The sequence below is a fragment of the Saccharothrix lopnurensis genome (assembly GCF_042658445.1).
In the GTDB taxonomy this organism is placed as follows: domain Bacteria; phylum Actinomycetota; class Actinomycetes; order Mycobacteriales; family Pseudonocardiaceae; genus Actinosynnema; species Actinosynnema lopnurensis.
In genome coordinates, this window is the sequence record NZ_JBHSQO010000026.1 from 83712 (window position 1) to 102802 (window position 19091).

At 73.8% G+C, this 19091-nt stretch carries 20 protein-coding genes; 6 read left to right on the forward strand and 14 right to left on the reverse strand.

The window, feature by feature from the left end:
* Window positions 1-285: 285 nt before the first annotated feature.
* Window positions 286-1224, reverse strand: a complete 939-nt coding sequence (locus ACFP3R_RS23575; RefSeq protein WP_380638554.1) for a hypothetical protein — start codon at window positions 1222-1224, stop codon at window positions 286-288.
* A 29-nt stretch (window positions 1225-1253) separates the two neighbouring features.
* On the reverse strand, window positions 1254-2120 hold the full coding sequence (locus tag ACFP3R_RS23580) for a maleylpyruvate isomerase N-terminal domain-containing protein (RefSeq protein ID WP_380638555.1): 867 nt from the start codon (window positions 2118-2120) through the stop codon (window positions 1254-1256).
* 224 nt (window positions 2121-2344) lie between these two features.
* On the opposite strand from ACFP3R_RS23580, the gene ACFP3R_RS23585 reads away from it, so the two are divergent.
* Window positions 2345-3409: a cobalamin-independent methionine synthase II family protein gene (locus ACFP3R_RS23585; RefSeq protein WP_380638556.1), complete on the forward strand. Its 1065-nt coding sequence runs from the start codon at window positions 2345-2347 to the stop codon at window positions 3407-3409.
* 70 nt (window positions 3410-3479) lie between these two features.
* Here ACFP3R_RS23585 and ACFP3R_RS23590 read toward each other — a convergent pair whose 3' ends face one another.
* From ACFP3R_RS23590 to ACFP3R_RS23605, 4 genes are all read right to left on the reverse strand, one after another.
* The gene (locus ACFP3R_RS23590) at window positions 3480-3746 is read right to left on the reverse strand and encodes a MoaD/ThiS family protein (protein ID WP_380638557.1); all 267 of its coding nucleotides are present in this window, start codon (window positions 3744-3746) and stop codon (window positions 3480-3482) included.
* A 24-nt stretch (window positions 3747-3770) separates the two neighbouring features.
* On the reverse strand, window positions 3771-4634 hold the full coding sequence (locus ACFP3R_RS23595) for a formylglycine-generating enzyme family protein (RefSeq protein ID WP_380638558.1): 864 nt from the start codon (window positions 4632-4634) through the stop codon (window positions 3771-3773).
* A 31-nt stretch (window positions 4635-4665) separates the two neighbouring features.
* Window positions 4666-5424, reverse strand: coding sequence for a class I SAM-dependent DNA methyltransferase (locus tag ACFP3R_RS23600; RefSeq protein WP_380638559.1), 759 nt, complete (start codon window positions 5422-5424; stop codon window positions 4666-4668).
* A gap of 160 nt (window positions 5425-5584) precedes the next feature.
* Entirely contained in the window at window positions 5585-6418 is an 834-nt protein-coding gene (locus ACFP3R_RS23605) for a class I SAM-dependent methyltransferase (protein WP_380638560.1), read from the reverse strand.
* A 157-nt stretch (window positions 6419-6575) separates the two neighbouring features.
* Between ACFP3R_RS23605 and ACFP3R_RS23610 the strand changes: the two genes are divergently transcribed.
* Window positions 6576-6929, forward strand: a complete 354-nt coding sequence (locus ACFP3R_RS23610; RefSeq protein WP_380638561.1) for an ArsR/SmtB family transcription factor — start codon at window positions 6576-6578, stop codon at window positions 6927-6929.
* Here ACFP3R_RS23610 and ACFP3R_RS23615 read toward each other — a convergent pair.
* Window positions 6914-7648, reverse strand: a complete 735-nt coding sequence (locus ACFP3R_RS23615) for a DUF899 family protein (RefSeq protein WP_380638562.1) — start codon at window positions 7646-7648, stop codon at window positions 6914-6916. The genes ACFP3R_RS23610 and ACFP3R_RS23615 overlap by 16 nt on opposite strands.
* 214 nt (window positions 7649-7862) lie before the next feature.
* Between ACFP3R_RS23615 and ACFP3R_RS23620 the strand changes: the two genes are divergently transcribed.
* Genes ACFP3R_RS23620 through ACFP3R_RS23635 form a run of 4 tightly spaced genes read left to right on the forward strand, consistent with a single transcriptional unit; the run spans window position 7863 to window position 12439 of the window.
* On the forward strand, window positions 7863-8513 hold the full coding sequence (locus ACFP3R_RS23620) for a winged helix-turn-helix transcriptional regulator (protein WP_380638563.1): 651 nt from the start codon (window positions 7863-7865) through the stop codon (window positions 8511-8513).
* Between the two features lie 58 nt (window positions 8514-8571).
* Window positions 8572-9501, forward strand: coding sequence for a homocysteine S-methyltransferase family protein (locus ACFP3R_RS23625; RefSeq protein WP_380638564.1), 930 nt, complete (start codon window positions 8572-8574; stop codon window positions 9499-9501).
* Window positions 9498-11048 (forward strand): TldD/PmbA family protein, encoded by a 1551-nt coding sequence (locus ACFP3R_RS23630; protein ID WP_380638565.1) that lies wholly within the window; start codon window positions 9498-9500, stop codon window positions 11046-11048. The genes ACFP3R_RS23625 and ACFP3R_RS23630 overlap by 4 nt, the downstream gene beginning before the upstream one ends.
* Window positions 11045-12439 (forward strand): metallopeptidase TldD-related protein, encoded by a 1395-nt coding sequence (locus ACFP3R_RS23635; protein ID WP_380638566.1) that lies wholly within the window; start codon window positions 11045-11047, stop codon window positions 12437-12439. The genes ACFP3R_RS23630 and ACFP3R_RS23635 overlap by 4 nt, the downstream gene beginning before the upstream one ends.
* Before the next feature lie 213 nt (window positions 12440-12652).
* Here the strand turns inward: ACFP3R_RS23635 and ACFP3R_RS23640 are convergent, their stop codons facing one another.
* The 7 genes from ACFP3R_RS23640 to ACFP3R_RS23670 all read right to left on the reverse strand — a co-directional run.
* Entirely contained in the window at window positions 12653-14020 is a 1368-nt protein-coding gene (locus tag ACFP3R_RS23640; RefSeq protein ID WP_380638567.1) for an ABC1 kinase family protein, read from the reverse strand.
* Complete coding sequence (locus tag ACFP3R_RS23645) at window positions 14017-14670, reverse strand: NHL repeat-containing protein (RefSeq protein ID WP_380638568.1); 654 nt, start codon at window positions 14668-14670, stop codon at window positions 14017-14019. Before ACFP3R_RS23645 ends, ACFP3R_RS23640 begins: the two co-directional genes overlap by 4 nt.
* Window positions 14667-15563 carry a 50S ribosomal protein L11 methyltransferase gene (locus ACFP3R_RS23650; RefSeq protein ID WP_380638569.1) on the reverse strand — a complete coding sequence of 299 codons (897 nt, stop codon included), beginning with the start codon at window positions 15561-15563 and terminating at the stop codon, window positions 14667-14669. Before ACFP3R_RS23650 ends, ACFP3R_RS23645 begins: the two co-directional genes overlap by 4 nt.
* Window positions 15564-15668: 105 nt before the next feature.
* Window positions 15669-16865: a DUF6004 family protein gene (locus ACFP3R_RS23655; RefSeq protein ID WP_380638570.1), complete on the reverse strand. Its 1197-nt coding sequence runs from the start codon at window positions 16863-16865 to the stop codon at window positions 15669-15671.
* Window positions 16866-16948: 83 nt separating this feature from the next.
* A complete protein-coding gene (locus ACFP3R_RS23660) occupies window positions 16949-18238 on the reverse strand; it encodes an ATP-grasp domain-containing protein (protein ID WP_380638571.1) in 1290 nt (429 codons plus the stop codon).
* Window positions 18235-18891 carry an NHL repeat-containing protein gene (locus tag ACFP3R_RS23665; protein ID WP_380638572.1) on the reverse strand — a complete coding sequence of 219 codons (657 nt, stop codon included), beginning with the start codon at window positions 18889-18891 and terminating at the stop codon, window positions 18235-18237. Before ACFP3R_RS23665 ends, ACFP3R_RS23660 begins: the two co-directional genes overlap by 4 nt.
* Before the next feature lie 5 nt (window positions 18892-18896).
* Window positions 18897-19091 (reverse strand): hypothetical protein (locus ACFP3R_RS23670; RefSeq protein WP_380638573.1); only part of this gene is annotated, 195 nt, incomplete at its 5' end.

Below are 19091 nucleotides of genomic sequence, written 5' to 3' on the forward strand. Positions count from 1 at the left end.
CCACGCTATCGCAAAGTATTGCGACCCACTGCGTGAACCGAGGAGTTCCGCCGCTTCGCCAGTCGTGCATCGTCAGGTCGTCCACCGACACCGGCTGATCAACACCGGCGCGACCACATCGTGGGCGTCGGTGCCGGGTGTCCGGGGTGCGGGGAGTTCCTTCGGTGAAGGGTAGCGATGACGGGGTGAAGATCAGCTCCGGGGCGGTGGGAGGGGACGACACCGTCCACCACCGACCCCGGCGCCGCGGTCGGCGGCGCCGGGTGCCACCGGTGTCGGCGGGGCTCAGACCCAGGGTGCGACCGGGTACCAGGGGATGATGTCGCGGCGCTCCAGGATGCGCACGTCCCAGTACAGGACCAGGAACACGCCAGCCGCGACGAACGCCGCCGCGGTCAGCACGGCCCGGCGGCGCGGGTCGGCGGCGAACCACCGGCCCAGGCGGTCGCCCGCCAGCCAGGTCACCAGCAGCAGCACCACCGCCATGATGAGGATGTTGCCGAGGGACTGGAGCACGAAGGCCGCCGCGCCGTAGAAGACGTTGCCGCTCTCGGCGGCGTCCCGGAACATCACGCGGAACAGGGGGAATGGCCGTCCGATGAGGAATGCGCCGATCAGCACGCCCAGCACCACGACCGGCGCGTCCGGCCACCGGCGGGTCAGGCGCGCCAGCGGGTCGGGCACCAGGCCGGCCGCCGCCAGGCCGAGGTAGAGCATGGCGAGGCCGACCAGGCCGAAGACCACCATCGCCTGGAGCAGGCGGGGTGCGAGCCCGCCGGCCGCGGCGGTCTCCTGGAACTGCGGCATCCGGGTGCCGACGAGCGCGACCACCACGCCGTAGGCGGCGGACACGGCGATCATGCCGATGGAGAGCAGGCCCAGCGAGCGCAGCACGTGCCGCACCCGGCGCGAGCCGGAGCCGCCGTCACCGGCCATGGGCGCCATGGCGCCGAACGCGGCGATGTTGCAGGCGGTGAAGGTGCCGGCCAGGCCCGACACGAACGCGAACACCACGCCCGCGCCGACGCCGGCGATGGGGGTCGCGGCGGCGTCGTGGCCGAGGAGCCCGTCGGCGATGGTGCCGCCGATGACCGAGTCGACGAAGTGCGCCGACCACACGACGGTGAACAGGAAACCGACCAGTGCGCTCAGCCCGACGACCAGCCAGGGGCGGCGGGGACGGGTGAGCGCCTCTGCGGGAGGAGTCTCGACACGGGTGGACATGCGACCTCCGGGAGGGGGCTTCGGGGGTGTCAGGGCGTGCGCATCCGCCGCATGTAGGTCAGGGCCGCCCAGGGACGGCGGCCGGAGGCGACGACCCGGCCGGTCGCGACGGCGCGGGCGAGCGGCGTGCGGCGGAAGATGGTGAGCATCAGCGCTGCCGGTTCGAAGCGGATCCGGGCGTCCGCGCCGCCGTCCGGCGGTTCGGCGCCGATGCGGCCCCCGCCGTTGACGAGCACGACCGGGGTGGTGTGCGCGGAGCGGAACTCCACGCGGACGGTGCGGCCCTGCCCGCCGCCGGTGCCGAAGAGCCGGCCCGTCTCGCGGCTGCCGAGCAGGCTGACCAGGAACAGGTCGAAGGCCAGGGCGGCCTCCGCCGAGGGCACCCGCCACGGCAGGGAGTGGGCGCGGGCGATGTCGAAGCCGTGCAGCAGGACCTCGTTGAGCTGGTGGGCCAGCAGGGAGGCGACCGGCAGCCGGGCGTCGCCCAGCCAGTGCGCGGGTTCGCGCGGGTCGCGGTCGGCGCTGCGGTCGAGCAGCAGCGAGACGCCCTCGCGCAGCCACCGCGCGAGCGCCTCCGGGGAGCGGGTCGGGAACTCGCGCAGCGCCACGTCGTTCAGGTGGGCGATGTCGCCGAGCGTGGTGGCCGCGACGAGCGGGTCGACCGCCGGGGCGCCCAGGGGCGTCGCCGGGGCGTGCAGCAGGCCGGCGTTGAGGTGGGCGACGACCGCGGTGTGCGCGGCGGTCTCCGCGGCCGTCCAGCGGACCGCCCGCGGGCGGTCCGGCGCGGGGCGGTCGGGGTCCCGCACGTCGAGCAGCAGGCGGGTGAACCGGTCGGTCGCGCCGTCGAGCGCGGCGCGCAGGTCGTGCCACCGCTGATCGGTCAGTTCCAGTCGCACTCTACCCCCAGGCAAAGATCCACTTTAAATAAACATACTTACTCACCGGTCTCTCCACAATGGCCCTACGCCGAAGCGCGGTGCGGGATCACCTGTTCGGGCCTTCACCGCTTGCCCCTCCCGACGGTTCACTGGGCCGCGGAGTTGACCATGCCGCGGAGCGGCGCCGGGGCGCGGGGGCACTCCCCACGCGCCCCTCGGGGAATCACCGAAGGGGAGCGCACATGACCTTGCCGACCGAACCGATCGGCAGCATCCCGCGTCCGGACTACCTGCTCGCGGGCCTGGCGGACGTGGCCGAGGGCCGGATCGACCGCACCGCGTTCGACGAACTGGTCGACCGCGCCGTGCGGGACACGGTCGAGCGCTTCGAGGCCACCGGCTCGCCCGTGGTGACCGACGGGGAACAGGCCAAGCCCAGCTTCGCCACCTACCCGCTGGACGGCGTCGACGGGCTCGCGCCCGACGGCGTGGTGATCCCGTTCGCGGACGGGCACACCCGCACCCTGCCCCGGTTGACCCAGGGCCCGTTCCGCTACGGCGCGCACGCCGCCGACCACCTGCGCGCGGTGCGGGCGATCACCTCCGCGCCGGTCAAGCAGCCGGTCATCGCGGCCTCCGCGCTGAGCCTGCTCTACCCCGCCGACGGCATCGACGGCTACCCGCGCGAGCAGTTCCTCGCGGACCTCGTGGACGAGGCGGAGCGGGACATCCGCCAGTGCCTGGACGGCGGCGCGGACTCCGTGCAGCTGGACTTCACCGAGGGCAGGCTGTCGCTCAAGCTCGACCCGTCGGGCGGGGTGCTGCGCGACTTCGTGGCGCTGAACAACGCCGTGCTGGACCGGTTCACCGACGAGGAGCGCGCCCGCATCGGCGTCCACACCTGCCCCGGCGGCGACCAGGACTCCGTGCACAGCCTGGACATCGACTACGCCGAGCTGCTGCCGCTGCTGTTCACGCTGCGCGCGGGCCGGTTCTACCTCGCGCTGGCCGGCGAGCCCGACCCGGAGCGCGTGCTCAGCGCCGTGAGCGGGCACCTGTCCCCGGGCCAGCGCGTGTTCGTCGGCGTCACCAACCCGGTCGACCCGCGCGTGGAGACCCCGGAGGAGGTGCGGGACCGGGTGCTGCTGGCGGCCCGGCACATCCCCGTCGACCAGCTGGGCACGTGCGACGACTGCGGGTTCTCGCCGTTCGCGGACGACACCTCGACCTCGCGGGACGTCGCCTTCGCCAAGGTCGAGGCGCGGGTGCGCGGCACCCGGCTGGCGGCCGAGCAGCTGGGGCTCTGACGCCGCTCGACCGGTGTCCCCGTCGGAGGTGGGAGGCCCTCACCCCCGGCGGGGTCCCGGGACGCCGCCGTCAGCCGCCCGCCAGCGGCGGGACGATGTGCACGGTGCTGTCCTCGCCGACCAGCACCGCGTCCCGGCCGCGCCGCGGCACGGCCTCGCCGTCCAGGTAGACGTTGTAGTAGCGGAAGGGCTCGCCGTCCGCCCCGACGATCCGGTGCCGGTAGCGGGGCTCGTCCGCGGCGAACCGCTTCAGCACGTCGCCGAGCGGTCCGGTGGTGCACGCGAAGGACGACCCGGAGCCCTGGGTCCAGGCCGTCGACAGCACGATGGTCGCCATCTCACTCCCTCTTGTGGACTGTTCTCAGGCGTCCGTTGCGCAGCGGAACCCGACCGCGAAGTTCGACCAGCCGTCCGGGTCGCCGTACATCCGCTCGGTGCAGCGGACCTGGTAGCGGAAGTTCATCCACGAACCGCCGCGGATCGCCCGGTACCGGCCCATCACCGAGCGGAGGGTGGCGTCGAGCTCCTGCCCGCCCGCGTAGAGGCTGGCCGTGGACGCCGTCCACTCGTAGACGTTGCCCGCCATGTCGTGGCACCCCGCCGGGCTCACGCCGCCGGGGAACGAGCCCACCGGCGTCGTCTGCGGGACCGGCCCGGACCGGGCGTGCACCCCCCGCCACCAGTCCTTCCACTGCTCCAGCGAGGTCAGCTCGCCGGCGTGGAACTCCGCGGTGTTGGCCAGCGCGCGGTCCCACTCGTCGCCCCACGGCCACAGCCGGCCGGTCACGCCCCGCGCGGCGAGCTCCCACTCGGTCTCGGTGGGCAGCCGCTTGCCCGCCCAGGACGCGTAGGCGTCGGCGTCCGCCCAGGAGATGTGCACGACCGGGTGGTCCTCGCGGTCCCCCACGTCCACCCCGGGGCCCGCGGGCGCCGACCAGCAGGCCCCGTCGAGTTCGGCCCAGTAGCGGTCGTCGTAGACCAGCCCGTAGCCGTTGCGCTCCGCGTCGGTGAGGTAGCCGGTCGCCCGGACGAACTCGCGGAAGCGGGCCACCGTCACCGGGACCGGGTCGATCCGGAAGGGCGGCACGGTGATGGCGCCGGCCGCGGTCTCGTCGGCGAACCACTCCGGCGGGAACGCCTGGCCCTCGGTCTGGAGCCAGTCCAGCTGGTCCGGTGGGGCGCCGGGCACGAACTCAGCGCCGGGGACCACGATCATCTCGGTCATGTCCGCTCCAGGCCGGGTCGGGGGTCGTGGGTCAGCCGGGACGGCGGACGGCGGTGAACAGGCCGCGCCCGGTCAGCCAGCCGGGGTGGTACCGGGCGTCGCAGCCGGCCGCGTCGAAGGCGGCCAGGTACTCCTCGCGGGTGAACAGGCTCATCACCTCCAGCTCGGTGAACCGGCGGATACCCGTCGCGTCGGCCACGGTCCACTCCACGTGCAGGTGGGTGGCGTCGGCGCGGCGCACCGAGTGCGACACCCGGGACACGACGCGGTCCGGCAGCCGGACGAGGTCGCCGCCGAGGTAGCCGTCGAGGAAGGTCTCCGGGAAGTACCACGGTTCCACGACCAGCACGCCGCCGGGCAGCAGGTGCTCGCCCATGCGCCCGATCGCGGTGGTCAGGTCGGCCGGCGTGGGCAGGAAGGCCGCGGAGGTGAACAGGCAGGTGACCGCGTCGAAGCGGCGGTCGAGCCGGAACGTCCGCATGTCGCCCTCGTGCACCACCGTCCCGGCCGGGACGCGGTCGAGCGCCCGCCGCCGCATCGCCGGCGCGATCTCGACGCCCTCGGTGCGGTCGAAGTGCCGGGCGAACTCCGCCAGGTGCGCACCGGTCCCGCAGGCCACGTCGAGCAGCGAGGACGCGGCCGGGCGGTGCTCGCGCACGATCGCGGTGACGTCGCGCGCCTCGGCCTCCCAGTCCTTGCCGCGGTGCCGGTAGGTCAGCTCGTAGACGTCGGCGTGCTCGTCCCCGAACGCCGCCTGCTCGATGACGCCGGGAGGGGCGGGAACCCTCATCGTCGCTCCTCCCTGGGACCGGACCGCCGGGGTTCCCCTCCGGTTCGGGGTGCCGAAGGGTCGCCGTCGTCCGGCCCACCCTCCAAAAACACTATAAACTCCAATAGTGACATTGGCCAGTCGCTTTCGATCTTGCCCGGTCGGGACCGCGGTCGGGGTGTCAACCGTTCCAGATCAGGTAGGCCGGCGCCGGGCGGCCCGGCAGGAGCCGCAGGGCCGCGTGGTCCAGGCCCAGCGCCTCGCGGAACGCCAGGTTCTCCCCCGGCCACTTCGGGTGGTCGATCTCGTCGAAGGCCAGCACGCTGCCCCGGGTCAGGTAGGGGCGCACGGCGCGCAGCGCGGCCACGGTCGGCTCGTAGATGTCGAGGTCGAAGTAGGCCAGCGCGATCACCGTGTGCGGGTTGTCCTCCAGGTAGCGCGGCAGCGTCTCGCGGACGTCGCCCTCCACGACCAGCGTGCGGCCGGTGATGTGGGAGATCGCGTCGCCCTCGGCGTGCGCGTCGACGACCTGGCGCAGGTAGTCGGGGTAGCCGGCGGGCAGGGCGAACCGGCCGGGCACCGCCGACGGGCTGACCCGGTCGACCTCGGCGACGTCCGGGAAACCGGTGAAGGTGTCGAAGCCGATGATCCGCCGGAACGGGTTGTGCGGCTCGCGGAACCCGCGCATGGCGGTGAACGCCGCGAGGTGCCTGCCGTGCCGGACGCCGAACTCCATGATCACGCCCGGCACGTCGAGCACCATCCGGTACAGCTCGTCCATCGACAGCAGGTCGGCCATCTGCTGCCGGCGCAGGAACAGCGGGAGCGCGTCGACCAGGTCCGACGCGGGCAGGGGGGTGTTCTCCAGCAGGTCGGCGAGCCGCGCCTTCATGGACAGCTCGGCCGGGGAGTCGTGCGGGAAGACGCTCATGTCGCGGTCGGCCCCCGGCGGGGTGCCCGGGTCCGAGGGCGCCTGCGGGACCTGGTGGGCGTGGGGCGGGTTGTGCGGGGTCATGACGTCCTCTCCCGGTCGCCGGGGACGGCCACGTGGCGCCACCGGATGACGATCAACGTGTCGAGCAGGCGTGACGACCCGCCGACGCTATCAAATTCTGAACCGACCCACCCTATTAGTGTTGACTTATATTAGAACTTCCCGCATACTGGAGGACATGCAGGCGTTCCAGGTCATCAGCGACCCGGTGCGCCGTCGCATCGTCGAACTGCTGGCGGAGGGCGAGGCGTCGGCCGGCGAAGTGGGGCGGGTCATCGGCGAGGAGTTCCAGCTGTCCCAGCCCGGGGTGTCGCAGCACCTCAAGGTGCTGCGCGACCACGGTTTCGTCGCCGTGCGGGCGGACGGGACCCGTCGGTACTACCGGATCATGCCCGGCCCGCTGCGGGAGATCGACAGCTGGCTGGAGCGGTACCGGGCGCTGTGGGAGCGGCCGCTGTCCGCCCTGGACGAGGAGCTGCGCCGGTCCCGCCCGCGCGCCGACGACGGCCGACCGGGTCAGCCCACCACGTAGTCGTTGCCCGCGTACCAGCCGCCGCGCCCCTGCGGCAGCAGGTCCAGCACCTGCCACACCGGCGAGAGCAGGTCGATGCCGCGCTCGGCGCCGTCCGGCGGGAAGCTGGCGTGCACGGTGTAGCAGAACCGCACGTCCTCGCCCTCGCGCCGGAGCACCGTGAACGCCGGCCTGGGCTCCCCCGCGCCGGTCTCGGCGCCGAGGTCGCGGTTGAACGTGGTCTCGCCGCAGGAGAGCAGGCGCAGGTCGTGCCACCCCCGGGCCCGGCCCCACGCCCGCAGGTCCGCCGGTTCCGCGGCCGCCACGACCACGAGCGCCGTGTGCTGCGCCAGGTGCCGGTGCACGCCCTGGAGGCCGTCCACCCACATCGAGCACATCGGGCACGCCTTGGCCGTCCCGCGCGGGAACATCAGGTGGTAGACCACCAGCGTCCGGTGGTCGCCGAACAGCTCGACCAGGCGCGGCCGGAGGACCCGGCCGTCCGCGGTCTCCTCCGCGAACCGGTAGTCGTCGAGCAGGGGGCCCGGCGGCAGCGCCCGCCGCGCGGCGGCCACCTCCTCCGCGTGCTCCCGCAGGGCCCGCTCCCGGCGCAGCAGGTCGATCCGGGCCGCGCGGTACTCGTCGTCGGCGTGAGCGGGGACCAGCACGTCCGGCGGGATGCCCGCGCCCGGTTCCAGGGTCTCGATCTCTGCCACGAACCCGTCCACTGCGTCCGGCACCGGCGACCTCCCTGTTGGCACTGCTGGGTTGTCAGCCTCGCACCGCCCAAGCCGGTACGCGACTTTGGAGCGAAATTACCGTACACTCGCGATAGATACGCCATCGAGGCCCGGCAACAGCGAGGTAGAACAGTAGTACCGAACGCACAACCGACCACGGGGTGACTGATACACTCAACTATCGTGTAGGTAGTTTCATGCGAGGAGCGCACGGATGACGAAGAAGCGGGACTACGGGCAGTTCTGCGGTCTGGCTTCGGCGATGACCGTCATCGGCGAGCGGTGGACCCTGTTGGTCATCCGTGAACTGCTCATCGGGCCGACCAGGTTCAACGAGCTGGCCGAGAACCTGCCGGGCATCGGTCCGAACCTCCTCTCCGAACGCCTGCGCAACCTCACCGCGGCCGGCGTCGTCGAGCACGCCCCCGTCCCCGGTGACGGTCGTGGCCGGGTCTACCGGCTCACCGCCGTCGGCGAGGAGCTCCGCGGGCCGGTGCTCGAACTGGCGCGCTGGGGCCTCCAGTTCCTGACCGACGCCGACGCGGCCGGCGCGACCCGCGCCGCCTGGGGCTTCCTGGCCGTGCAGGCGATGACGGACCAGGCCAACATCCCGGCCGTCGACGAGGAGTACGAGTTCCGGGTCGACGAAGAGGTCTTCACCATCCACGTCGCCGACGGGGCCGTCCGGTTCCACCGCGGTCCGTCCGCCCACCCCGCGATCGTCATCAACAGCGACTCCGAGATGTTCGTCCGGATCGGGGCACGCATGATCTCGCCGTTCGACGCCATCGTCACCGGCGCGGTCAAGATCGAGGGCGACCCCGAGGCCGTGCACCGCTGCACCAGGTTGCTGCAGCTGGCCTGACCGGCCGTGGCCCTCTCCCGGCCGGCTTCACCACCGCAGACCCAGGGAGGGTTTTCCCATGTCCACGTCCGGTCGCACCCACCGGCTCCCCCCGACCGTCCTCGACGGCGGCCTGTCCACCGGCCTGGAGAACCAGGGCGAGCCGATCGTCGCGCCGTGGTGGTCGACGAAGTGCCTCATCGCGGGACCGCGCCGAGAGCTCGTCCGGCGGGTCCACGCCGCCCACGTCGAGGCCGGGGCCGAGATCGTCACGGCGAACACCTTCCGCTGCAACCTCCGCACCCTGCGCGGGGTCGACCTGGACCCCAGCTCCGGTTACGCCTGGATGGTGCACGCCGCCGTCGGGGTCGCCCAGCGCGTGGCCAAGCCGCGGCTGCGGGTCGCGGGCTCCATCGGCCCGGTGGCCGACGCGTACCGGCCCGAACTGGTGCCGACCGACGAGGAACTGCGCGAGGAGCACCGCTGGCTCGCCGTGGAGCTGTCCCGCGCCAAGGTCGACCTGGTGTTCGTCGAGACCATGAACACCGCCCGCGAGGCCGCGATCGCCGCCGAGGCGGTGCTCGCCACCGGTCTCGAACCGTGGGTGTCCTTCGTCTGCGGCGACGACGCCCGGCTGCTGTCCGGCGAGCCGATCGGCGAGGCCGCCCGCGCGGTGCTCGACCGCGGCGCGACCGTTCTCGGGGTGAACTGCACGACCCCCGAGCGCACCGGCCCGGCGCTGCGCGCGCTGCGCGCGCTGCGCGAGGTCCACGACGGCCCGCTGTTCGTTCAGCCGAACGTGGAGGACCGCACCAACGCCTCCCCCGTCGGCCCGCAGCCGGTCGCGGTCGGCCCAGAGGCCCTGGCCCAGGCCGTCGCCGAGTGGCACGACGAGGTCGGGCTCGCCGCGGTCGGCGGCTGCTGCGGCGCGACCGCCGAGCACGTGGCGGCGCTCGCCGCGCGGTTCGCGCCGCGCGAGGCGGGCGAGCCGGTCCAGACGGGCGTGTGACGTTGCCACCGGTCACCGGGGCGCCCGCACGGGCGCCCCGTCCCGTGCCGGGCGCGTCCGCCCCGGTGCCGCCGTTCGACCCGGGACTGCTGGCGGAGCTGGCCGACACGGCGCTGTCCGTCGCCGTGGCCGGCGGCTGCGCGGAGGCGGAGCTGCGCGCCTCCTGCGTGCGGGCCGGCCTGGTCGAGGTGCACGACGGCCGCCTGGCCGCCTCCACCGACGAGGGTGAGCAGGGCATCGCGGTGCGCGTGCTCTGGCACGGGCGGCGCGGCGTCGCGTCGACGTCGGACCGCACGCCGGACGCCGTCGCGGCGGCCGCCCGCCGCGCGGTCGACCTGGCCCGCCGCTGCGCCGCGGCCGGGATGCCCGAGACCTCGCCGGTGCCCGAGCCGGCGCACCCCGGGGCCGCCTGGCGCGGCGGCCACGAGATCGACCCGCTGGAGGTACCGACCGCGGAGCGGGCCGACCTGCTGGCCGAGTGGAGCGCCGGGCTGCTGCGGGCCGGGGTCGAGCGGGTCCGCGCGCGGCTGCACGCCGTGCGCGAGCGGACCTTCCTCGCCACCCTCACCGGCTCGACGATCACCCAGGAGCGGGTGCGCGTGCACCCGCTCGTGTTCGCCTCGGTGCGGCACCCGCGCTCCGGGGACCTGGTCACGGCGCGTTCGCTGGGACCGCCGACCGCCCGCGGCTTCGAGTACCTGCTCGGCCGCGGCTGGGACTTCGAGGACGAGCTGGCCCGGCTGCCCGAGCAGCTCGCCGAGACCGTGCACGCGCCCCCGGTCGAGAGCGGGCCCACCGACCTGGTGATCGCCCCGTCGAACCTGTGGCTGACCCTGCACGAGACGGTCGGGCACGCCACCGAGGCCGACCGCGTCCGCGGCGAGGAGGCGGCCTTCGCCGGGACCACGTTCGTCCGGGCCGAGGACGTCGGCCGGCTGCGCTACGGGAGCGCGGGCATGGGCATCGTCGCCGACCGCACCCTGGAGCACGGCCTGGCCACCACCGCCTACGACGACGAGGGCGTGGCCACCGGCGCGTGGCCGCTGGTGACGGCGGGCGTGCTGACCGGGCTCCAGACCGACCGGGCGGGCGCGGCCGCGCTCGGCGAGGACCGCTCCCGCGGCTGCGCCTACGCGCAGTACCCGCGCGACGTGCCCCTGTCCCGGATGCCCAACGTCTCGCTGCTGCCCGACCCCGACGGGCCCTCCCTGGAGGAGCTGATCGGCTCCGTGCGGGAGGGCCTGTACGTCGACGGCTCCGACAGCTGGTCGATCGACATGCAGCGGCGCCAGTTCCAGTTCACCGCCCAGCGCTTCCACCGCATCGTCGACGGCCGGCTGGCCGGGCAGGTCCGCCACGCGGCCTACCACGGCACCACCACCCGGTTCTGGAACTCGCTGGAGGCGGTCGGCGGCCCCGGCACGTACGCCGTCTACGGCGCGGACCTGTGCGGGAAGGGGCAGCCGGTGCAGGCGGCCGCGGTCAGCCACGGCGCGCCCGCGACGCTGTTCCGCGGGGTGCCGGTGAGCCGGACGGGGGCGTCGTGAGCACCCACCTCCCCGGGGCGGCGCAGGAGATCGCCGAACGCGCCCTGGCGCTGTCGCGCGCGGACCACACCACGGTCGTCGTCGACGAGCTGGCATCGGCCGACCTGCGGTGGGCCTGCAACGGCGTCACCCTGCTGTCGTCGAACCAGGACCGGTCGGTGACCATCGTCAGCGTCGTGGGACGGGGCCAGCACGGCGCCGCGGGCGTCGTCCACCGGCGCGGAGCCGGCCCGGACGAGCTGGCGGAGCTGGCCGCCGTGGTCGACGACGCCGACCGGCGGCACCCGCACGCCCGCGACGCGACCGCCCCGCCGCCGGCCCGCCGCGACGGGGACCGGGACCTGCCGCCGGAGCGGGCGGCGCCGGAGGTGCTCGACGCGACGATCGACGGGTTGAGCGGCGCGTTCCGCCGGGGCGCCCGCGACGGCCTGGAGCACCACGGCTACGCCTCGCACCGGCACACCACCACCTACCTGGCGTCCTCGTCCGGGCTGCGGCTGCGCCACGCCGGCGCGGCCGGTCACCTCGACGCGCAGCTGCGGTCCGCGGACGGCACGATGTCGTCGTGGGCCGGGACCGGGACCACCGACTTCGGCGATGTCGCCGTCGCGGGCCTGGACGACGAGCTGCGCCGCCGCCTGCACGCCGACCTGCCGCTGATCGAGGTCCCCGCCGGCCGGCACGACACGGTCCTGTCCCCCGCGTGCATGGCCGACCTGATGCTGCACCTGTACTGGTCGGCCGAGGTCGAGCGGGCCGCCGCCGGCGGGAGCCCGCTCGGCGCGTCGGGCCGGCCGCGCCTGGGCGAGCGGCTCGCCCCGCCGGGGTTGTCGCTGCGCAGCGACCCGCACGACCCGGTGCTGCGCTGCGCGCCGTTCACCGTCGCCCGCGAGTCCGGCGCGGCCGGGTCGGTGTTCGACAACGGGGTGCCGCTGGCGCCCACGCGCTGGATCGACGACGGCATGCTCCGCGCCCTGCCCGGTTCGCGCCGGGCGGCGGGGGCCGCCGGGGTCCCGGCGACCGGCCCGGTGGACAACCTGATCCTCGACGGGCCGGCGGCGAGCGCGGCCGGGCCCGACCCGGCGGCCGGGATCGAGCGCGGGCTGCTGGTGACCTCGCTGTGGTACATCCGGGACGTCGACCCGTCCCGGCTGCTGGTCACCGGCGTGTCCCGGGACGGCGTGCACGTGGTGGAGGACGGCCGGGTGGTGGGCCGGGCGGCGAACCTCCGCTTCGAGGAGAGCTCGCTGGAGGTGCTCGCCCGCGCGGTGGCGGTCGGCCCGGCCCGGCGCACCGTGGGCCGGGAGGGCGGTCCGTCGCTGCCGCGCACGGTGATGCCGTCGCTGCGCGTCCCGGACTTCCGCTGGACGGCGACGAGCGACGCGGTCTGAAGCGCCCGCCCTGGGCACCCGCCCCTGCCCGGGGCGGGTGCCCAGGGGCCTGCGGTACGCGGACGGGGAACCCCCGGTGGACCGGACGTGACCGGAGCGCCGCCGGGGTCCTCAGAACCACTTCGTGCGGGTCCCGTCGCCGTTGAGGGGTGAGCCTCCCCGCCGGAGCGCGACCCCGCCCGCCGCCGGTCCCGGCGGCGGGCGGGACCCGCGCTAGTTCCGGCCGGTGCCCGGCCGCTGCGCCGACCAGAGGCCCCGGTTGATCACCGGCTTGGCCGTCTCCTGGAAGTCGATGCCCGGGTGCAGCTCGCGGATCGTGCCCTCGATGACCAGCAGCGACAGCAGCGGGAAGATCAGCTCCGGCGCGGCGTGCACGCCGTGGTTCCGCTGGAGGTCGAACATCTCGGTGGCGAAGCCCATCAGGCTGAACTCCTTGGCGGGCAGGCCGTGGTTGCGCCGCACCAGGTCCGCCATCCGCTCCAGGAACCCGTCGACGTCGGCGGTCGGGCTGAGCCCGGTCGCGCTCTCGACCACGATCTCCGCGCACCGCGTCCCGCGCCCGACCGCCATGTTCATGAAGAACTCGGCGAACAGCCGCCGCAGCCGGTCGGTCAGCTGGACGCTGAACCCGGCGTCCAGCACGACGACCTGGCCGCGCGGGGTGAAGTTCAGGTTGCCGGGGTGCATGTCGCAGTGCACGAAACCGTCCACGAACAGCATGTGGTAGATCGAGATCAGCGCCGACTCGGCGAACTTCTTGCGCATCACCGGCGCGACGGAGCGGGCGTCGCCGTCGAGGTCCTCGATGAACTCCATCGCGATCACGGTGTCGCGGCAGAGCTCCTGCCGGACCGCGGGCACCCACACCCGGGCCACACCGGAGAGGTTGTGCCGCAACCGGTGCAGCGAGTCGGCCTCGGCGCGGAAGTCCACCTGGCCGGCCACCGCGTCGCACATCTGGCCGACGATCTCGGTGACCGGCAGGCCGGCGAACGCGGGCAGGCGGGCCGCGAGCGCCGCGCCGCGCCGCATCAGCCGCAGGTCCCGCGCCATCAGCCGGTCGATGTTCGGCCGCCGGATCTTGAGCGCGACCGTGCGGCCCTGCTGGTCCACCGCCCGGTGCACGCAGGCGATGCTCCCGGCCGCGACCGGGGTCAGCTCGACGTGGGGGAACAGCACGTGGAGGTCGTCGCCGTACGCCTCGCGCAGCATCCTGGCGGTGTGGGCGGCCGAGGTCGCGGGGACGTCGTCGTGCAGGGTGCCCAGCTGGTCGCACAGCGCGGGCGGCAGGATGTCGCGGCGCGTGGCGAGCACCTGGCCCGCCTTGATGAACGTCGCGCCGAGCCGGGCGAGCAGCACCGGCGCGGCGTGGTACAGCGTCCGCGCGGCCTCCTGGCGCCGCCCGGCCACCCGGTGGCGGACGGCGGCCCCGACCGCGGGGCCGGCCACCCGCCCGGTGACCGCGAACAGCCGGGCCACCCGCAGGAGGTCCTGGGCGGCCCGCGCGGCGGGACCACCCGAGCCGGTCCCGCCGCGCCCGCTCCCACCACGCCCGATCCTGACGCGCTCGATGACGGTCATGCCGTGCCACCCCCGGAGTTCGTGATCCCCGGCAGCTCGATCGCCCGCAGCTGGAGGGTCGCGTGGTCGCAGTACCAGAACAGCCTGCCGTCCCAGGTGATCGCCCTGGGCTTGCCCCAGACCATCACCGGGTAGCGCGGCCGCCTGCTGTTGAGGTCGGTCAGCCGGACCCGGGAGGCGTCGCGGTCGGTGTGCACCAGGAACCCGTCGGACACCGTCACGCCCGTGACCTCGTGGCCCACGTCGATGCAGTCCAGCAACCGGAAGTTGTCCAGCTCGCGCAGCTCGACGATGCCGAGGTCCTCGTAGCCGATCCACACCCCGTCCCGGCACGCCTCCAGGCCGGAGATCGGGTGGCCGGGCCGGGGGTTGGGCCACTCGTCGATCTCGCTGCCGGTCGCCGGGTCGAGCAGGCGCAGGTTCCGCTCCTCGCCCACCACCTGGAGCAGCGCGCCGCGCAGGGTGGTGAGGTCGCCGGCGACCTCCTGGCACGGGATCCGCTGCACGATCTCGCCGCTGACGGGGTCGATCGCGCCGATCTGCTTCGAGAAGATCTCGGCGAAGTACAGGTACTCCCCGCTCCAGGTGACCCCGCACAGGTCGAGGGCACGGACGGGGAGGTCTCGGACGATGCCCGCGGATACGGTCACGGCCGCACCGGCGCCCGGGCGAGTCCGACGTCCATCGTCCAGGTCTCGACGAGCCTGGCGGTGTCCCGGGGGCGTTCGAGCGCGACCTTGAGGCTGTCGCCCGCGGCGACCGCGCTGTGGCGGACCGGCCAGACCCAGCAGGCCCAGTTGCAGCCGGTGTAGCCGGGGAAGTTCGCGAGTTCGACACCGGGGGCCAGGACGGCCCGGAACGAGCCGACGACCGCGTGCAGCGTGCCGGCGGTCTCGACCTGCACGGCGTGGTGCTCGCCGCCGATCGGGCGCGCGCGCTCACCGAGCCGGACGTCGGCGGCCACCGCGGGTTCGCCGAGCACCCGGGGCGGGCGCTGGAAGAAGTGCAGCTGGGCGGCCGGCGCGACGTGGTCGAGCACCGCGCCGAAGCGCAGGCCGTACACGTCCTGCGACCAGATGCCCCAGCCCTCGCCGTCGAACTCGACGGGGGCGAGCAGCGTCTGGAGCCGCTCGGGGACGATCCGCCCGCCCTCGGCGAGGTTGCGCCGGGCGAAGGCGGCCAAAACCTCGGCCATCTCCTCCTCCGGCCCGAGGTTGCCCATCAGCTCGGCGACCACCACGTTCGCCTTGCGCGGGAGCCTCGCCACCCGGGCGTCGCCCTGGATGACGGTCACGCGGTCCGCGACCCCGTTGTCCCGCGCGATCATCGTGGCCAGCTCGGCGGTCTCCGGGTCGCCCTCGATCGCGTAGACGTGTTCGGCACCGTGCCGCAACGCCATGAGCCCCAGGACCAGGGTCCCGGCCCCGACGTCGGCCACGACGTCGCCTGGCCGGACGGTGGCGGCGAGCGCCTCGTCGTAGGCGGCCAACCGGGTTCGGTCGGACAGCATGATCTGGTGCATCAACAGCGTGCGTGGGTTCACGGTGCCCCTTCTCTGCGGCCGTCGCGTACGGCGGCGCGGATGGACGGCGGCCGCCCGGGACACCGCTTGCGCAGGTGTCCCGGGCGGGGGTCACGCGTTCGAGACTCAGACGTTGACCGCGGCGTGCTCGCCGACGATCGACTCCCTCATCACGAACTTGGCACCGGTCAGGCGGGCCTTCACGGTGTTGTCCTCGGTCACCAGGGCGGTGTCCGGGCCCTCGAGGGCCAGGTTGGTGCCCAGCGGGTCGAGGTCGTTCAGGCGACCCGCCACGTGCACCGCGTTGGTGGCGTAGAGGGTGCCGTGCGGCGTGCAGATCTCGAACTGCGCGTCGAAGTGCAGGTCGCTCGGGTACCGCACGCGGCTGAGGCTGTCCTCGGAGCCCTCACCCAGCGTCCCGCTCGACGGGCGCGCCCAGCTCGCCCGCAGCATAACCCGGCCACCCAGCTCGGCGCACTCGCCGACCAGGGCGACGCGAGCCAGCTGCGCCAGGACGCCCGTGCCCTCGTCGTGCTTCTCCGGGCCGAACAGCAGGATCTCGGCACCGGCGGCGAGGGAGTGGTCGCCCGCCAGCTCGACGGTGACCGTGCGACCGCCGACCTCCAGGGAGATCTGACCCTCCATGGAGCTCTGCATGATGATGGACGGGTCCATCAGCATCGACATGCAGGCGGCCGGCGCGGCGGCGAAGAACACGGTCGGCGTGATGCCGATCGGGTTGTTCTCGTCGTCGGACGGGTACCACGCCTCGGGCAGCGTCGTGCCACGCACCACGTTCGGCGCCTGCACGAGCTCCTGGTGGTGGTCGCCGCGCGGGAAGCCCAGGTACGGGCTGCTCAGCGGCTTCTTGAACGGCGGCACGTTGTCCACGATGCCGTAGATCGGGATGACGTTGCGGTGGACCAGCCGCAGCGTGCTGGTCTCCAGGATCCCGTACCGACGGATGTGGAACTCCGCCGGGAAGTTGTTCCCGGGCGAGATCTGCTTCACGTGGCCGGTGTTCGGCAGCTTCGGGTTCGACAGGATCTGGATCCGGTCGTTCAGCTCGTAGCTGAAGCCCTTGATGCCGACCTCGGGAGCACTGATCAGCTCGGTGTCGAACGTCGAGTGACCCTGCTCGTCGACCCGGTGCTCGAAGCCCGGCATCGGCCACTTGTTCATCTGGACGAAGCCCGAGAGGTTGATCGTCTCTCGCTTGCCGTTGTAGTAGTCATCGCCGTACACGACCGTCGCGGCAGCAAGAATGTGCGGACGGATCGGCTTGGGCGCCAGACCCAACGACTCGTAGGTCTCCCTGCTCACTTGCTGACCTCCAGCGGAGTTGAGGGTGGGGTGTCGGACAACTTGCGAGCCCGGGGGGCTCTGCCGTGTCCCATGAACTGATACTACGGTTTTATATAGTCATTAGCAAGACCCTGGGCTGAGCCGGTCTCCACGGACCTCGTACGGGCGTGGAGAACGACGGCGGGCTGGGCGGCGTCCAGCGCCGCAGCGCAGCCCTCAGGGGTGTCGGAGACGGCCATCAGGAGGGCGTAGCGCCCCCAGACGTGCCCCTCCGGCGGCGGCGAGATCGTGGTGCCCGGTCGGGGCAGCCCGGTGGCGAGCTCGATCCCGGCCGGGAGCCGGTCGGGATCGACCTCGACGCGGTCCACCTCGCACGGGGCGTCCGGGTAGAGGAACCGGACCGCCGCGACCCGGCCCCGGTCCGGACGCGGGTCCGGTTCCAGGCCGCAGGCCAGCAGGGTCGCCACGGCGCCGGCGTCGACACCGGTGGCGGCCTGGCCCAGCATGGGGATGAGGTCCCCGCCCAGGCGGCAGTTGACCTCGATGACCCGCCAGCCGTCGCGGGCCCGGCGCAGTTCGACGTGCGTCATCCCGTGGTCGAAGCCGAGCGCCTCGTGCGCGGCGGTCACCACGCGGTGCAGCTCCGGGTCGTCCTCCCCCGGCCCGCGGCCGTCGACCACGTGCCCGGTCTCCTCGAAGTACGGCGGGTACCCGGTCGTCTTGCGCGCGGTGAACAGCGGGTGGGTGCGGCCGTCGAGCACCCAGGAGTCGACGCTGACCTCCGGGCCGCCGACGTACTCCTCCACCAGGACCCCGTCGGACCGGTACGGGACCGGGCCGACCCGCGCGGCCCGGGTGTGGGCGTAGCCCGCCGCCAGGTCCCGCGCCGAGTCGACCCGGATGACGCCCATGCTGGCGCCCAGGTCGCGCGGCTTGAGCACGACCGGGTACCCGATCCGATCCGCGGCCGCGCCCGCCTCCTCGGCGCTGGAGACCACCTCGGAGGCGGGCTGGGGCACCCCCGCGACGGCCAGGGCCGTCCGGGTGCGGTGCTTGTCCCGGCAGCGGTCCACCACGTCCGGCGCCACGCCCGGCAGGCCGAGCGCGCGGGCGATGTGGGCGGTGCCGGACATCTTGAGCTCGTCCCAGGACAGCACGCCGGTCACCCGCCGCCGCCCCGCGACCTCCTGGGCGGCGGCGACCAGCGCCGGGATGTCGAAGACGTCGACGAGGGTGTGCCCGACCAGCTTCTCCGCCACCGAGGGGGCGGGTTCGGCCTCGGCGAGCAGCCACACGTCGGCGACGGAGCCGACGCCGTCGAGCAGGTAGCTGCGGTACCCCTCGAAGACGATCCCGACCAGGAGCACCAGGGGCCTCCCGGTCGGCGTCACGAGCGGGCTCCCCGATCCAGCGGTGCGATGGCCCGCAACGCCTTGCCCGGGAAGTCGCAGTACCAGAGGTGGCGACCGTCGTAGGTGAGGCCGGTGGGGCTCCCGGTCGCGGCCTCGGAGAACACCTGCTCGCCGGTCTCGACGTCGTAGCCGCGGATGACCACGTCCTCGAAGTCGGTGTAGTACACGACGCCGTCGACCTCGGTGAGCCCCGAGGGGTTCCCGACCACCGGGAACTCCCTCAGGACCTCCACCGTGTCGACGGACCGCAGCTGGACCACCGGGGGCCGCCGCAGGCAGACCCACACCCCCTCGGGACGGACCTCCGCACCGCAGACCCGGCCGTTCGACGGCTCGATGGCCCGCCGCTCCACGAGTTCGCCGCTCCCCGGGTCGAGCAGGAGGAACCGCTTGGGCCGCATCCCGATCTGCCAGAGCCGCCCGTCGTGGAAGGTCAGGTCCGCCCGCGCGCCGGGGCACGAGAGCGTGTGCCGCACGCTCCCGTCCTCCGGGTCGAGCGCGTACACCTCACCGGCCTGCTGGTCGGAGTGCCACAGCTGCCGCCCGTCCCAGGTGAGACCGCAGAGGTAGGCGCCCGGGGAGGGCAGCGACCGGAGCACGGCGACGTCGGGGTTGACGGTGGGCACGGGCATCGTGGTCACACCCCCGCCACGGGGTCGGCGGCCACGACGCTGCGGTCTTGGCCGCGGAAGGTGAACCGGGCGTCGTCGCCCTCGCCCTCGACGTCGACCAGCGCGACCTGACCGGGGGCCAGGTCGCCGAAGAGGATCTTCTCCGACAGCTGGTCCTCGATCTCGCGCTGGATCGTGCGACGCAGCGGCCGGGCGCCCAG

What these genes read in the sequence shown, in the direction of transcription:
- ACFP3R_RS23575 (WP_380638554.1), bottom strand. Translation starts at nt 1,224, where the DNA reads ATGTCCACCCGTGTCGAGACTCCTCCCGCAGAGGCGCTCACCCGTCCC.
- ACFP3R_RS23585 (WP_380638556.1), top strand. Translation starts at nt 2,345, where the DNA reads ATGACCTTGCCGACCGAACCGATCGGCAGCATCCCGCGTCCGGACTAC.
- ACFP3R_RS23590 (WP_380638557.1), bottom strand. Translation starts at nt 3,746, where the DNA reads ATGGCGACCATCGTGCTGTCGACGGCCTGGACCCAGGGCTCCGGGTCG.
- ACFP3R_RS23595 (WP_380638558.1), bottom strand. Translation starts at nt 4,634, where the DNA reads ATGACCGAGATGATCGTGGTCCCCGGCGCTGAGTTCGTGCCCGGCGCC.
- ACFP3R_RS23600 (WP_380638559.1), bottom strand. Translation starts at nt 5,424, where the DNA reads ATGAGGGTTCCCGCCCCTCCCGGCGTCATCGAGCAGGCGGCGTTCGGG.
- ACFP3R_RS23605 (WP_380638560.1), bottom strand. Translation starts at nt 6,418, where the DNA reads ATGACCCCGCACAACCCGCCCCACGCCCACCAGGTCCCGCAGGCGCCC.
- ACFP3R_RS23610 (WP_380638561.1), top strand. Translation starts at nt 6,576, where the DNA reads ATGCAGGCGTTCCAGGTCATCAGCGACCCGGTGCGCCGTCGCATCGTC.
- ACFP3R_RS23620 (WP_380638563.1), top strand. Translation starts at nt 7,863, where the DNA reads ATGACGAAGAAGCGGGACTACGGGCAGTTCTGCGGTCTGGCTTCGGCG.
- ACFP3R_RS23625 (WP_380638564.1), top strand. Translation starts at nt 8,572, where the DNA reads ATGTCCACGTCCGGTCGCACCCACCGGCTCCCCCCGACCGTCCTCGAC.
- ACFP3R_RS23640 (WP_380638567.1), bottom strand. Translation starts at nt 14,020, where the DNA reads ATGACCGTCATCGAGCGCGTCAGGATCGGGCGTGGTGGGAGCGGGCGC.
- ACFP3R_RS23665 (WP_380638572.1), bottom strand. Translation starts at nt 18,891, where the DNA reads ATGCCCGTGCCCACCGTCAACCCCGACGTCGCCGTGCTCCGGTCGCTG.